18 protein-coding genes are annotated in these 13,415 nt (G+C 39.7%); 15 read left to right on the forward strand and 3 right to left on the reverse strand.

Going from position 1 to position 13,415, the window contains the following annotated elements; all coding sequences use genetic code 11:
• Positions 1-723: 723 nt before the first annotated feature.
• The 9 genes from ACFIK3_RS05775 to ACFIK3_RS05815 all read left to right on the forward strand — a co-directional run bounded on the left by ACFIK3_RS05775 (position 724) and on the right by ACFIK3_RS05815 (position 5,939).
• A complete protein-coding gene (locus ACFIK3_RS05775; protein ID WP_375676370.1) occupies positions 724-1,080 on the forward strand; it encodes a hypothetical protein in 357 nt (118 codons plus the stop codon).
• 346 nt (positions 1,081-1,426) lie between these two features.
• On the forward strand, positions 1,427-1,678 hold the full coding sequence (locus tag ACFIK3_RS05780) for a hypothetical protein (RefSeq protein ID WP_375676371.1): 252 nt from the start codon (positions 1,427-1,429) through the stop codon (positions 1,676-1,678).
• A 228-nt stretch (positions 1,679-1,906) separates the two neighbouring features.
• Positions 1,907-2,272, forward strand: coding sequence for a hypothetical protein (locus tag ACFIK3_RS05785; RefSeq protein ID WP_375676372.1), 366 nt, complete (start codon positions 1,907-1,909; stop codon positions 2,270-2,272).
• Between the two features lie 13 nt (positions 2,273-2,285).
• Positions 2,286-3,437, forward strand: coding sequence for a DUF6990 domain-containing protein (locus tag ACFIK3_RS05790; RefSeq protein WP_375676373.1), 1,152 nt, complete (start codon positions 2,286-2,288; stop codon positions 3,435-3,437).
• A gap of 89 nt (positions 3,438-3,526) precedes the next feature.
• Positions 3,527-3,886, forward strand: coding sequence for a hypothetical protein (locus ACFIK3_RS05795; RefSeq protein WP_375676374.1), 360 nt, complete (start codon positions 3,527-3,529; stop codon positions 3,884-3,886).
• A gap of 25 nt (positions 3,887-3,911) precedes the next feature.
• A complete protein-coding gene (locus ACFIK3_RS05800) occupies positions 3,912-4,487 on the forward strand; it encodes a hypothetical protein (protein ID WP_375613851.1) in 576 nt (191 codons plus the stop codon).
• 459 nt (positions 4,488-4,946) lie between these two features.
• Positions 4,947-5,081, forward strand: coding sequence for a hypothetical protein (locus ACFIK3_RS05805; protein WP_375676375.1), 135 nt, complete (start codon positions 4,947-4,949; stop codon positions 5,079-5,081).
• 134 nt (positions 5,082-5,215) lie between these two features.
• Positions 5,216-5,401, forward strand: coding sequence for a hypothetical protein (locus ACFIK3_RS05810; RefSeq protein ID WP_375676376.1), 186 nt, complete (start codon positions 5,216-5,218; stop codon positions 5,399-5,401).
• 379 nt (positions 5,402-5,780) lie between these two features.
• Positions 5,781-5,939 carry a hypothetical protein gene (locus ACFIK3_RS05815; protein ID WP_375676377.1) on the forward strand — a complete coding sequence of 53 codons (159 nt, stop codon included), beginning with the start codon at positions 5,781-5,783 and terminating at the stop codon, positions 5,937-5,939.
• A gap of 333 nt (positions 5,940-6,272) precedes the next feature.
• Here the strand turns inward: ACFIK3_RS05815 and ACFIK3_RS05820 are convergent, their stop codons facing one another.
• Positions 6,273-6,788 (reverse strand): short-chain dehydrogenase, encoded by a 516-nt coding sequence (locus ACFIK3_RS05820; RefSeq protein ID WP_375676378.1) that lies wholly within the window; start codon positions 6,786-6,788, stop codon positions 6,273-6,275.
• Between the two features lie 18 nt (positions 6,789-6,806).
• Complete coding sequence (locus tag ACFIK3_RS05825; protein WP_375631439.1) at positions 6,807-7,370, reverse strand: NADPH-dependent FMN reductase; 564 nt, start codon at positions 7,368-7,370, stop codon at positions 6,807-6,809.
• A 587-nt stretch (positions 7,371-7,957) separates the two neighbouring features.
• Here ACFIK3_RS05825 and ACFIK3_RS05830 point away from each other — a divergent pair.
• From ACFIK3_RS05830 to ACFIK3_RS05855, 6 genes are all read left to right on the forward strand, one after another.
• Positions 7,958-8,197, forward strand: coding sequence for a hypothetical protein (locus ACFIK3_RS05830; RefSeq protein ID WP_375676379.1), 240 nt, complete (start codon positions 7,958-7,960; stop codon positions 8,195-8,197).
• 161 nt (positions 8,198-8,358) lie between these two features.
• Entirely contained in the window at positions 8,359-8,892 is a 534-nt protein-coding gene (locus tag ACFIK3_RS05835) for a hypothetical protein (protein WP_375676380.1), read from the forward strand.
• A gap of 668 nt (positions 8,893-9,560) precedes the next feature.
• Positions 9,561-9,845: a hypothetical protein gene (locus ACFIK3_RS05840; RefSeq protein WP_375654340.1), complete on the forward strand. Its 285-nt coding sequence runs from the start codon at positions 9,561-9,563 to the stop codon at positions 9,843-9,845.
• Positions 9,846-10,063: 218 nt separating this feature from the next.
• Positions 10,064-10,189: a hypothetical protein gene (locus tag ACFIK3_RS05845; RefSeq protein WP_375631441.1), complete on the forward strand. Its 126-nt coding sequence runs from the start codon at positions 10,064-10,066 to the stop codon at positions 10,187-10,189.
• A 350-nt stretch (positions 10,190-10,539) separates the two neighbouring features.
• Positions 10,540-10,917, forward strand: a complete 378-nt coding sequence (locus ACFIK3_RS05850; protein ID WP_375676381.1) for a hypothetical protein — start codon at positions 10,540-10,542, stop codon at positions 10,915-10,917.
• A 10-nt stretch (positions 10,918-10,927) separates the two neighbouring features.
• Positions 10,928-12,091, forward strand: a complete 1,164-nt coding sequence (locus ACFIK3_RS05855) for a DUF6990 domain-containing protein (protein WP_375676382.1) — start codon at positions 10,928-10,930, stop codon at positions 12,089-12,091.
• A 539-nt stretch (positions 12,092-12,630) separates the two neighbouring features.
• Here ACFIK3_RS05855 and ACFIK3_RS05860 read toward each other — a convergent pair.
• Entirely contained in the window at positions 12,631-12,954 is a 324-nt protein-coding gene (locus tag ACFIK3_RS05860) for a hypothetical protein (protein ID WP_273790865.1), read from the reverse strand.
• Positions 12,955-13,415: the final 461 nt, after the last annotated feature.

Consider the following 13,415-nt stretch of genomic DNA (forward strand, 5'->3'; position numbering starts at 1 on the left):
AGGAAAAGAGATTGAAAATTTTTGAGGAAAAGGTAAGCGTAGGGCGTTTACGTCGTGTGCTTGAGGAAGCTTTAGATAAGGGCGATGACTGAGGTTGATCTGGGACTGAGGGTGATCTTGGCCGCGTGTTTGGGCTTTCAATAGAGCACCCTTCCTTGGGAAAAGGAAATTGTGCTATCTCTCAAGTGGACTCTTCTTTACTTGCACACCCTTGGGGCTTTGACATTGCTTGCTGATGTTAACATTTGGCAGCTTTCTCATAAAAGCTTTATGGAAGATGAAAGTTTTGGCTTTGAAAAAAATATCGAAAAAATCAATTTGGGCCGGTTTTGTTGATGATTCAAATCGTCATAAAGACAAAGCAACCTCGTTACGCTTTTCTTGCACTCGTTTGCTTCTTCTTTGGAAAGCAGCTTATCTTCCTGAAAATAAAAAGAGCACTTAGAATTTTAGAGTCAGAGACCCAAATTTGTGCAATAGAAGAAGATATTTTATGAAAATTTGATCGACGAGAAAAGAGAAGCCTTAAGACAGCAGAGAATATATTGTGGGGAAATAAAAACATGATGTTTGAAGTTGATGAAAAAAATGCACCCCTGATATTGTCTTTATAAAAGATGAGGGATACAAACGCTTGATATTGATGAACCCTCATCCATTGTGAGGACGAAAGCTTCGGTTCATGAAAATGGCTTAGAAATTGAAACAAATGAGGGATAAAAAATGAGGGGCAATGGAAAAAATGCACCATTGTATGAAGAACCACGGTCTTTTTCGCTTGAAGAAGCGTTTTTGACAAGCAAAAATTATAAAGTCATCTTTTGCATTGCTTTCATTATTACCGCTTTTAAAGTGGCACTCGTTATATTTTTTGAGTGGGATTTGACAGAGTGGTCGAATTATATCCTGTTCATTTTAACATTAATATTGGGTTTTATATCAATGCTTCTTTTTGTGCTCATTCCTGTTGCCTTTGTGGTCCGTATCATCTTTACGCGTTTGTTGAAAAAAAAGATCGATAAGTTGGATCAAGAAATCTGGCAGCGAAGAAAAACCGCTTACCAACAAAACAGCGCGTGAAGGGCGGGCAGAAAATGAATACTGGTCTTTATATATTCTCATGCGTTGTAGGAGAGACCTTCTATTCGTGCGATGTTTGAAGGTGTGGAAAAAAAATGCACCCTTGATATTGTCTTTATAAAAGATGAGGGATACAAACGCTTGATATTGATGAACTCTCATTCATTGTGAGGACGAAAGCTTCGGTTCATGAAAATGGCTTGAAAATTGAAACAAATGAGGGATAAAAAATGAGGGGCAATGGAAAAAATGCATCATTGGATGAAGAATTACGGTCTTTTTCGCTTGAAGAAGCGTTTTTAACAAGCAAAAATTATAAAGTCATCTTTTGCATTGCTTTCATATTGTGGCAGCTTTAAGAACGGCTCTTCTCTTCTTACTCATGTGGCTTGAGTGGAAGTTGGCGGGCTGGGAAGGGGATGTTATAACAGTTCTCTTTTGCATCGTGCAGGTTATATTAGATTTAATTTTTGTACTCATTCCTGTTGCCTTTGTGGTTCGTATCATCTTTACGCGTTTGTTGAAAAAAAAGATCGATATGTTGGATCAAGAAATCTGGCAGCAAAGAAAAACCGCTTCTCAACAAAACAGCGCGTGAAGGGAGGGCAGAAAATGAATACTGGTCTTTATATATTCTCATGCGTTGTAGGAGCACTTCTCTTCGTGCGATGTTTGAAGGTGATGGAAAAAAATGCACCCTTGATATTGTCTTTATAAAAGATGAAGGATACAAACGCTTGATATTGATGAACCCTCATTCATTGTGAGGACGAAAGCTTCGGTTCATGAAAATGGCTTGAAAATTGAAACAAATGAGGGATAAAAAATGAGGGGCAATGGAAAAAATGTATCATTGGATGAGGAATTACGGTCTTTTGCGCTTGAAGAAGCGTTTCTGACACGCAAAAATTATAAAGTCATCTTTTGTATTGCTTTCATTGTGGCAGCTTTAAGAATGGCTCTTCGCTTCGTACCAATTTTGCTTGGGTGGAAGTTGGCGGAGTGGGAAAGGGATGTCGTGGCAGCTCTCTCGTTAATCATGCAGCTTATATCATGGTTTATTTTTTTGTTCATCCCTGTTGCCTTTGTGGTTCGTATCATTTTCACGGTTCTGTTGAAAGAAAAGATCGATATGTTGGAGCAAGCAATCTGGAAGCGGAGAAAAACCGCTTCTCAACAAAACAGCGCATGAAGGGGCAGGGAAAATGATAGATATTAAAATGATGGATATTGTTGTTGTACTCTCGTGGGGTGTGGGCTTGACGCTTTTCACGCTGCTTTCTGCTGTGGTCATGATGTTTATTTGGGCATTGTATTACTCTACTTTCAAGCGGGTGAGACTGTATTGCCAAGTGACAAAAGAATTAAGCCGCGTGCTTGAACAACCTATCGCTTTTGAGCCGTCTAGTGGAGCAACGCCGATGATTAAGCCGTTATCTGAGGAAAAAGAGTTTTCTCTTTCTGATGAGGAAATCTTAACGATGGAAAGTGCAACGGCGCTTTTAAAGAGTTTGGGGTGGAAGGTGGAAATTGAAGGAAAAGGGGATCATTTGGCCACCTATTATTTACCAGATCGTGAAGTGCAGTTTCTTTATAATGCTGAGAAGGGGTATCCGCGATTTGATTGTGCAATTGCAGTGGTTTCTGGTATCCATGCGGCGGCTTGCCAAACGATAGACCCTTATAATTCTGGAGGCTTGATTGCTCTTGAATTGAGTTTTGATGTGAAGGGGTTGGAAATTTTTGAAGAAAAGGTAAGCGTTGGATGTTTACGCCGTGTACTCGAGAAAGCTTTAGAAAAGGCAATGACTGAGGTTGATCTTGGCAAGATGCTTCACTCTCAATATAGAATCCTGCCTTGGGAAAACAAAACTGTGGTCCCTCGGTTGGCTTCTTATTCCCTGCGTTATCTTGCAGCTCTGGCTTTGATGGGCGATGTTGAAACTTTACACTCTTATCAGAAAAGCTTTATGGAAGGTGAGAAGCTGGGCTTTGAAATAAGCATCGAAGAGGAGCATCTGGAACGCGCAATGGTGATCGCTCAAGCGGTAGAAAAGACAAAGCAACCCAGTTACGATTTGCTTCAACAGGCGGCAAAGGATTTTTCCATGGAGGTAGAGAGCTATGAATGTTTTAGAGCTACAGATCCCAATTTGTGCAATAGAAGAAGAGATTCTTATGAAAAATTGATCGAGGAAAAAAGAGAAGAATTAAGGCAACAGGGATATTTTGTTTACGAAAAGGACGCGATTTGTGAGGTTGATGGAAAAAACTATCGTCCTCATATTCTTTACATAAAGGATGGGGAGTTAGAATATATGGATGTAGAAATTAGGGTTGAGGAAAAAAATTATTGAGAAAAAATAAAGCGTTTAGATAAATTAAAAAGAGCTTAAACCTAAAAATAGAGCGTAAAAAGCGCGAAGCGTAAAAGCAGAGGGGAACAATGCAGGAGAAAAAAGCAACATTTGAAGAGTCTTTCTTTTCATTTAGAAAATTTATGGTGTCTTCAGTGGAAAGGCGTAAAGGGGTGGGAAGGTGTAAAATAATAGGGCGCCGCTTTTTTATCATGTTTTGTACGTGCCTTATCATGATGGCTTTAGAAGTTTCTGCGGGTGCAAAGTCTCTGGTACAGCCGTTGCAATGGACAAGATGGGAAGGAATTGGTTCTCTTATTTTTCTCTTACCAGTGTTGATATGGTTTTGTCTTCTCACACCCCTTCCTATTTTGTGGGGCATTTGTCGTTTTAAAGAGCGTAAATTGGAAAAAATAAAGAAAAAACTAAAAGAAAAAATAAAGCAGTAAGAGATTAATCAATGAGGTTATACGCATGAGGGGTGAGATCGCGTTTTTTATTTTGTTTCTGCCGGTTGGATATTTTCTTCTAAATGCAGTTACAGTTTTTGCCATTTTTGTGAATATGATTATTGTGGCGCCTTATTATTCTTTAATAAAGCGTTTGAGGCTCTATTACAGAGTGAAAAAACAAAGACGTTTGATGAAAGAACAGCCGCAGCATTTTTGTTTCTTTGAAAAAAGCGGAAAAGAAAAAGAGAGAGTGCCGCAAAACTTAGCACTAGAAACACAGATAAGTTTCTATTCGTTAAAAAAATGGCTCGCTTTTTCACGCAAAGATTATATCCTCCACGCATGCCTCTCTTTCATCATTATGTTTTTCAAAGCTTATGTCTATGTGATTTTCTCTAAAGGGATAGCTGCTAAGGTAGATGAGAGCAGATTTGAATATATTATCATTCTCTTGTTTTTCTGGTTTTTTTTATCGGTATGTATTTTTGCAACGATCCCTGTTGTTGTGATCCTTCGTGAAATTTTAACTCATCGATTGAAAAAGAAGATTCAGCAGTTGGAAGAAGTGACTGAAGCAACCCAATCAATCAATTTATAAAGGGAAGGGGATAAAATGCATTACGAAATAGCGGCATTTTGGACGGTGATTTTGATCATTCTGCTGGGGGGTGTTTTTGATTTTTTCTTAACAATACCCATTGTGGCACTGTATATTTCTTTTATCAAGCGTTTGATCTCGTATTACAAGGTTACCAAACAATTAAACGCAGCGCTGAAAAAGCGCATGTAGTGCTCGTGTCATGGGGGAGGCATAAGTTTTAGATCATGCCATTGCTTCACGGCTTGGGAGGAGGGCATCGATTGTTTTTCTCATTTTACGCTGATCTCTGGGGGAATGGAGGGCGTTGGGGGAAAAGGGTTGATGGCAATGAATAGGCTGGTGATAGGTTTGTAATAGGCTGGTGATAGGCTTTAATGGGGCGGTTTATCGGCAGTTTGCTAGTTTTCTGTGAATTTGCAAAATCGTAAAAGCGTGGAACTGTAAAAGGGTGTGTGGTTGCTCAAGAGCCGTGACGGTTGTGGGGAGGATATGGGGAGAAAAGGTGCCAATGGAGGATGGTTGGATTGTGCAATGCGTCAAAATTGGAATGGGGGAATGGGGGAATGGAGGGCGTTGGGGGAAAAGGGTTGATGGCAATGAATAGGCTGATGATAGGTTTGTAATAGGCTTGTATAGGTTTTAATGGGGCGGTTTATCGGCAGTTTGCTTGTTTTCTGTGAATTTTCAAAATCGTAAAAACGTGAAACTGTAAAAGGGGGGTGTGGTTGCTCAAGAGCCGTGATGGTTGTGGGGAGGATATGGGGAGAAGAGGGTGCCAATGGAGGATGGTTGGATTGTGCAATGCGTCAAAATTGGAATGGGGGAATGGGGAGCGTTGGGGGAATGGAGGAATGGAGGGCATTGGGGGAAAAGGGTTGATGGCAATGAATAGGCTGGTGATAGGTTTGTAATAGGCTTGTATAGGCTTTAATGGGGCGGTTTATCGGCAGTTTTGTTGTTTTCTGTGAATTTGCAAAATCGTAAAAGCGTGAAACTGTAAAAGCGGGTGTGGTTGCTCAAGAGCCGTGAGGGTTGTGGGGCGGTTGGGGAGAAAAGGTGCCAATGGAGGCGTAAAGGTTGGATTGTGCAATGCGTCAAAATTGGAATGGAGTAATGGGGAATTGGGGGAATGGAGGGCGTTGGGGGAAAAGGGCTGTTGGCAATGAATAGGCTGATGATAGGTTTGTAATAGGCTTGTATAGGCTTTAATGGGGCGGTTTATCGGCAGTTTTGTTGTTTTCTGTGAATTTGCAAAATCGTAAAAGCGTGAAACTGTAAAAGCGGGTGTGGTTGCTCAAGAGCCGTGAGGGTTGTGGGGCGGTTGGGGAGAAAAGGTGCCAATGGAGGCGTAAAGGTTGGATTGTGCAATGCGTCAAAATTGGAATGGGGGATTGGGGAATTGGGGGAAAAGGGTTGATGGCAATGAATAGGCTGGTGATAGGTTTGTAATAGGCTGGTGATAGGCTTTAACGGGGTGGTTTATCGGCAGTTTTGTTGTTTTCTGTGAATTTGCAAAATCGTAAAAGCGTGAAACTGTAAAAGGGTGTGTGGTTGGTCAAGGGCTGTGATGGTTGTCAGAGGGGGTAAGTCCGTGTGAGAAGGGTTAGAAAAACGTTTGGTTTTGGAGCTGTTGATATAGGCATGCTGTTTAGAGGCGTAAGGGAGGGGGATTGTTCGTTCTCAAAGCCTATGATGTAAGAGAGTATGGGCTATTCAAGAGGGTGTTCGGGTATGGATAGAGATTGAAGGGGTACTGCTTCTTTGCAAAGCCATAGGTGTTGCTCATAAGTTTTGTTTATTCATATGTTTTTTTATGGCATCCAGTACCTGTTGGCTTATCTCCTTATGGGTCAGCCATCGTAAACCTTTGGGCGTTGTTTTTTGTCCTAATTGAATGGGGATAAAATCAACCTTGTTTTTGCGCGCGCACTCGAGGATCATTTGATCATGCATGTTGGAACCAAAAATATGAAGAATACATGGCGGTTTAGGCAAAAGAGCCAACTGCTCAATTAATGCGCAAGAAAATGCATAGGCGGGCGAATGAATCCATAATATGCAATATTTTAGATCATGCCATTGCTTCACAGCTTCTAAAAATTGCGCCTTTGATGCCGCACAATCATAATCCAACGACACACACAACTGTTTGTTGTGCAATGCCTCAAGCTGGACTTTATGGGAAAGAAAGCGTGCAGCAATAATCACTTCTTGCGGCTTTAGTGATTGATACAAAGGGGCTAGCATCCCTGTACCCCCTACCACTAAATAACGATAGTGCACATCCTTTTTTTTCATGCCCCCTCCCTTATTACTTTAAATCCCACCTCTTTGCTTTAAAAATGTGTACATTTCATCAGCAAGTCTTTCACAACGTGTTTGTACCTCTTCACTTGTAACTTTCCAAGTACGACCTTCATCATCTGAGGAAAAATCTTCGTTGGAAGAGGCGATTTGACATTGGAGTGTATAACCATAAAGCGTGTGTACCACCGGCACTAAATGTTCACAAGGTTGTGCGCATTTTTTGGCCGTACTCCCATGAGAGATAAGCCCAACAGGTTTATTTAAAAAGGCATTATAGCTCAAATTATCAAGAGCATTTTTTAAAACACCCGAATAAGACCCTTGATAAACGGGGCTTGCTAGAATAACGCCATCAGCCGCTGCAATGGTTTTTACAAACTCACGGACCGCAGCACTTGGATTAGCCTCTACCTGCTGATGATAATCGGGATCTGTCATCGGCAAGGGCTGTTCACGCAAATCAACCCAATGAAGTGATGCACCCCGCTTTATGAGGCAATCCGCTAAATAATTGGCTAAAGTTCTTGTTAAGGAAGGTTGACGCACAGACCCCAAAATAATTGCTATATTCAACAGGATTCTCCTTTATTTTTTCCCCACAAGCCTATAACGCAAGGCTTATAAAGAAGTGTGAGTAAAATGGCGCGTATCAATGCTGTTTATAAAGAGCAATTGTGCTGATATCGCATAGTTATAGAATCAATCCATGCTAACAAGATTGTTGACAAAACAACACCTCAAATTTGCAAGGGAATGTTAGTGCTTTCATTAATATTAAAATGCTTGATCTCAAGAATTGCGGCTGTCTCTCTGTCTTAGAAGCGCTTTTATGAATATATTCTAAGCTATTGGCTTGCAAGATCTCCAATGAAGAATGGAATATATCGTCATATTTTGAATGATCATTGATCCTTTTTAATTGGAATAAGAAAGTTGTAAGATTTTCTCATTTCAAATGCTCTTATTGCGCGATCATTTGCAAATCAATGGAAGTTCCTTTTTTCATGTCTTAAGTGGGGGGTCCGAAAACAATTGAGAAAAGAATAAAAATGCTTCTGTCTTTTCAAGGGATAAAGGCTATCGTAGAAGCTAGATATGCCTGTTTTTGGGGCACGGGGTGGGGTTGTCGCAGGGAGCCTTAGGCTAATGTGGGGTTGTCCGTGTTGAGGAACGAGTTATGGCGTAGCTTGTTGCAAGGGAGGGTAAGGCTTATTGTAGAGGCCGCAGGGGGCGTATATGAATGGCGCCGGATTACATTTTTTATTGAAACAATGGTGGTGATAGAGTTTATAGTAAGGGGATATATTCATGGAGGCGCTATTGTTATCCCCTTCATGGGGGCTGTTCATGAAATGGGGGTGTACGCGCGTTGGTTTGGAAGTGTTGAGAGATTTCTTTAAAACAAGCACGTGAATTGGCAAAACTATTGGCAACATGAATATGCAATACGAGTATTTTCTGGGGTGTTCTGTTTGACGATAATGGATGCAATTGTGCTTTGAGAGATTATGCGTGTCCTTATAAAGTTAGGGACAAACAGTTGCATAAAAGGGAAGAGCAAATGAAGGGGGAAAATTCCACATTTTATAACAAACGGTGCTCTCTTTTTTTTGGAAAATCATTTCGTTCTTATAAAGATCATATGATTATTTGTCTTATTTCTATCCTTATTGGGATAGGTTATAAAGCTCTTTTGATCCCATTAGAAGCCAAGTGGCCGTTGAGTGTATCGCAGGATAGCACTCTTTTGGCGCTTTTTGTGCTGCGTGAAGTCATCATGGTGGTTGTTGTTGCCTTGATGCCTGTTTTATTGGTGCTTTATCTCATCTTAATGTATTTGTTGAAAAAAAAGATTCAGCAGTTAGAAGAGGCTATCCAGCAACGGGGTCACACAATCGATCAACAAAATAATCCAGTAAAAAACAATAGAGAAAAAATAAGCTGTTTTTTTATCGTATACTTTTGGTTGATATTTCTGCTAAACGTCTTTTTTCCTGCGGGTGTTGTCATGCTCATTTTAGAATTTTACTATTTTGTTTTCAAGCAGGTGAGAACGTATCGTAAAGTGAGACGGGCATTAAAACGCATAAGATAAAGAGAGTGACAAGGCGCTTTTGTAGCTATCGTGAGGGGGAAGAGGCAATGTTTAGAAGCTCTCGTGACACAAGAAGAGGGGATGGTTGGAAAATCATCTGGCAAAGAGGATAGCCTATTTTCGTTTGTAATGAGTAGGATGCTCTTAATCATTGGGAAGAGCAACCGCGCTTTTAGAAAGTTGGGGGGGGGTTGTTGAAAACAAGGGAAGCGCCATGCATCGCACTTTTCGTGGTTCTTAAAAAAGCGGGCATGAGATAAAGAAATGCATTTTTCATAAAAAAAGGAAGAGCAATGAAGGGGAAAAAGTCAGCATTTTATAATGGACTGCGCCATTTTTTCGAAAAAAGTATTTTTTCTGTGCGAGAGCATGTTGTCATTTGTTTTCTCTCACTCATTATTGAGCTATGGAACAGGATTTTCTTTCTTGAGCTGTGGAACAGGATTCTCTCTCTCTCATCCTTGGATAGCAAAGAGTACAACATTTTCTCTCTTGAGTTATGGAACAGGATTTTCTTTCTCCTATCCTTGGGTAGCAATGGAGAACGGACAGGGTGGTGGGATACACCTCTTTTTCTCTCTCTGTATGCGTTTTGGAAAGTTATTATAGTGTGTGTTTTGGTCTTATTCCCAGTTATGTTGATACTCTACATCATATTGTGGTTTTTGTTGGTAAAAAATATTCGGAAATTGAAAGGAATAGATCAGCAACGGGGTAAAATAACCGATCAAAAGGATCGATATAAAGAAAGTGTGAACTGGAAAATGGACGATATTCTTGTCATGATATTTGTTTTCGTGCTTATGTGCGTGACATTGGTGGTTGCTTGTATTCCCATGATGATTTTAGAACTTTATTATGGTGTCTTTAAGCAGGTGAGAACGTATCGCTGTTTAAGAAAAGAACTGAAAAACGTCTTGCAAGAACAGGATACAGCGTTTGAGAAGTCATGAGAGGGAAAAAATAATGAAGAAATTATGAGAGATTCAGCCTTTATAGGGATTGCTCTCTATACCATTTTGCCTCTGATATTTTTTGGTGCTCTTTCATGAGGTGTCCGTAAACATTGCTCTAAGGAGCAGTGTTGAGGGTGGCATTGAGTGAAAGAAAAGCCGATTATGGATTAGTATTGATTTAAGGGAATAAGAGCCCTTGGGGTTTAGAGCCTAGAGTGAGTGCTTGGGACTTACTTTATCGTTTGAGGCGTGAGGAAGGAACGGTTTTGCTTGTAGGGGCGCGCGGTATATGGGTTGTTTTCGTATTTTTAGGAGCCTTGTTCATTCAAGCTTTGAAATGAATCCTATTGAAGTGGGGTTGCAGGGTCATTTTCTTGAAAATAGGAGGATTTTTGGGAAGAAAAAGCTGAATTGTGACTATTGTTTATAGATTGGTACGGTTTGAAAATCTTTATTGTTTGCAATGTGAGGAAGGTAAGAGGGTGGCAAGGTAGCAGGAATATTATAATTTTTATTATGACGCAAACCATAATGGTCTGTGTACTTTTCTTTATTCCGGTGGTATTTGGGTTTTGCATCATCATAATGCGTAAATTGGAAAAAAATCCAGAAACGAGAAGAGGCAATCTCTGTGTGATAGCAAATAAGCTCTCTGTCGCACGGGTCTTTTCAAAGAGTGAGAGGGGAATACATGAAGGAGCAAAATTGGGCATCAGAGCAAGAAACGCATAAAGGAGTGCATTCTTTTTCGCTCCAGCAAGCGTTGCTCTCAGCAAAGGATTATAAAATTATCTTTGCTATTGCTGTTCTCATTATCATGTGGAAAATGGTTCTAGAAATACCAGGTGTATTGAATTGGCAGCTGACAGGGTGGCAATATGTTGTGCATGCCGTTCTCTTTAAAACAACGGACATCATAACGGTTTGTGTTATTATTTTTATTCCGGTTATGTTACGGCTTCGCACCAAAGTGACGGGTGAGTTGCGAAAAAATATTCAGAAACTAGAAGAAGCAATCTCTGTAGGAGAGCACATAAGCTCTCTGTCGCACGGGCTTTGTAAAGACTGAGAGGGGAAAAATGAACAGTGATCCTATAGCCGTATTTCTATTAGATCCCGGATTCTGGGTGATGATTGTTATTTGCATGATCATTATCATGCTTGTTTTAGCTCTTTATACCTCTGTCTTTAAACGGATGAAAATGAATTTCCAAGTGAAAGGCGAGCTGGAAAGAGTGCTTAAAGAAAATGATCTTGCAACGCAGCAGTTTTGGAAAGATGAAGCCGTGGTGCAGAAGAGGCGTTTGCAACTAAAGGAAAAAGAGTTCTCTGCCGATTATGATGATGATGAAATTCTCACGATAGAAAGTGCAACAGGGCTTTTAAAAAGCTTGGGATGGTCGGTGGAAATCGAGGGAAAGGGAGATTATTTGGCAACCCTCTTTTTACCAGATCGCGAAGTGCAGTTTCTTTATAACGAGAAACGAGTGGAAGAATTTTCGCCTTTTGATCGCGGACTTTTAATTATGAGCGGTATTTTTGCGGCGGCTTGTCAGACGATTAATCCGCATAATTCTGGGGTTTTGCCAACAGTATTTATGAATTTTGTACCCAATGGATTGGAAATTTTTGAAGAAAAAGTGAGCGTCCAGCTTTTAAAGAAAGCACTCGATACAACTTTAAAATGGACAATGGAAGATGATTCTTTGCATGAAATGTTTCGCTCTCAATATAGTATTCCCCCTTGGGAAAAAGACTCTTTATCTTGGGCAACGGATGGAGACGTAGAGTTTGCACCTTATGCTTTGCTGCATCTTGCTGCTCTTGCCTTGCTGGGCGATGTTGAGACTTTAGCTTCTTATGACGAAAGTTTTACGTCAGGGGAGAAGCTTGGCTTTGATGAAACCATTGAAAAAGTCCATTTGGAACGCGCGATGGTGATCGCTCAAGAAGTGAAAAGGGAAGGAAAGTTCAGTTACGATCTACTGGAACGGGTTGCTGAGAAGTGGTCTATAGCCATGGACTATCAGCTTTTTAGAGTGAGATCCCCTAATACGTGTAATCAAAAACGAGATTTTCATAAAAAAATAGTCGAGGAGAAAAAACAAGAATTAAGGGAACAAGGGTTTGAAGGGGTGAGTGATGAACAGTTCGTGTTTGAAGCAGAGGGGGTAAAACATGCTCCTGATATTACTTATATTAAAGATGGTAAAATCGCATTTATGGATATAAAAATTGATTAGTTTATTCTCCTGTTGAAGAAAAGCACTTTTATTTAAAAGATGTGAAAGCGTCTCAATCATGGCGCTTTCACATCTTTCTTACCAGAGCAAAATAAAGGGTTCGAAAAATCAAGAATAATAGCCAAGATTTAAAAAATAGACTGGAAATGGCTTGATCCTCAAGAATAGGGGGAAAAATCAATTATAAATTCTACTCTCTTCTTTAAGACTGTTCTGTTGTTTTGTTAGAAAATGCTCATAAATTATCGCTTATTCAAGTGCCTTATTCAAGCGGTATGAGGGAAAGGTCCATTGACTAAAGCGCTATGGGGGGAGCTTTAAGGGTTAGAGCCTTTGTCATTTGAGGGGAGAGGAAGGCAAAAAATGGCATTTTTGAAGGCTGTGATATTTGGCCAATAAAAATAAAAACACAATAAAAATTAAACTAAAACAAAGGAAAAATTAAACTAAAAAAGGCCCCATTTAAAAAGGGCCTTTTTATTTAAGTTTTACAATATATACAAAATGTATATAACTTTACTTTAAGAACTTTTTGTAGCTTATACTCTAGTAGAAACAAGTTGTATGAAATATATAATAATTGATCCTAAAAAACTAGCTATTGCATTCAATAAACTTTTTCCTTTCTCGTATATATCGTTTATTGATGCTTGTTCTGATGCGCTTCTATTACTGACTCTCAGTATATTCAATGTATCCGATGTGTCCCTTACTTGTTTAACAAACTGTAAATTTGTTTTCTCAATAGTATAAGGTGCAACAATAGGAGAGGGCTGTTTATTGACTATACGATCAGATTTTTGAATCGCGAGAGCTAAACCACTTGTGATAGCCCCCGCTATGAAAAAATATCTGATATTCATAGTTTTTCTCCTATATTTATTTCGATAAATAAATATCGATACGTATCATATATAAATTCGATTTAAATAACTATAGTAAAAATACAACAATCACAAAAAAGAATAAACTTTGTCTATATTTTGACAAAATTTACCCTTAATTGCCTTAATGAATTCTTTTAGATTCGATTTTATGAAGGCGTAAAAAGGTTTGAAAGCTCTGTAGGCAAGTGGAATCCCATAAGATGGGGGATACGGCAGTCGCTAGAAAACTTCCTTTTGTGCCTTTGACCAAGGATTCATAAAAATGAGGGTTCATAAAAATGAGATGCGATGAAAATTGAGTAAAACCCTTGAAGGGAAGGATTCACTCTATTGAAGGCGGAGTGAATCCTCTTATGGATCGGATACTGCCTTATGAGGGTTTGGCAGTTTCCGTTGAGGGGAAGGATGCACTCTTTTTGAGGGCTAGAGTGCATCCT

This window comes from Bartonella sp. CB10SXKL, from assembly GCF_042195515.1.
GTDB lineage: Bacteria > Pseudomonadota > Alphaproteobacteria > Rhizobiales > Rhizobiaceae > Bartonella.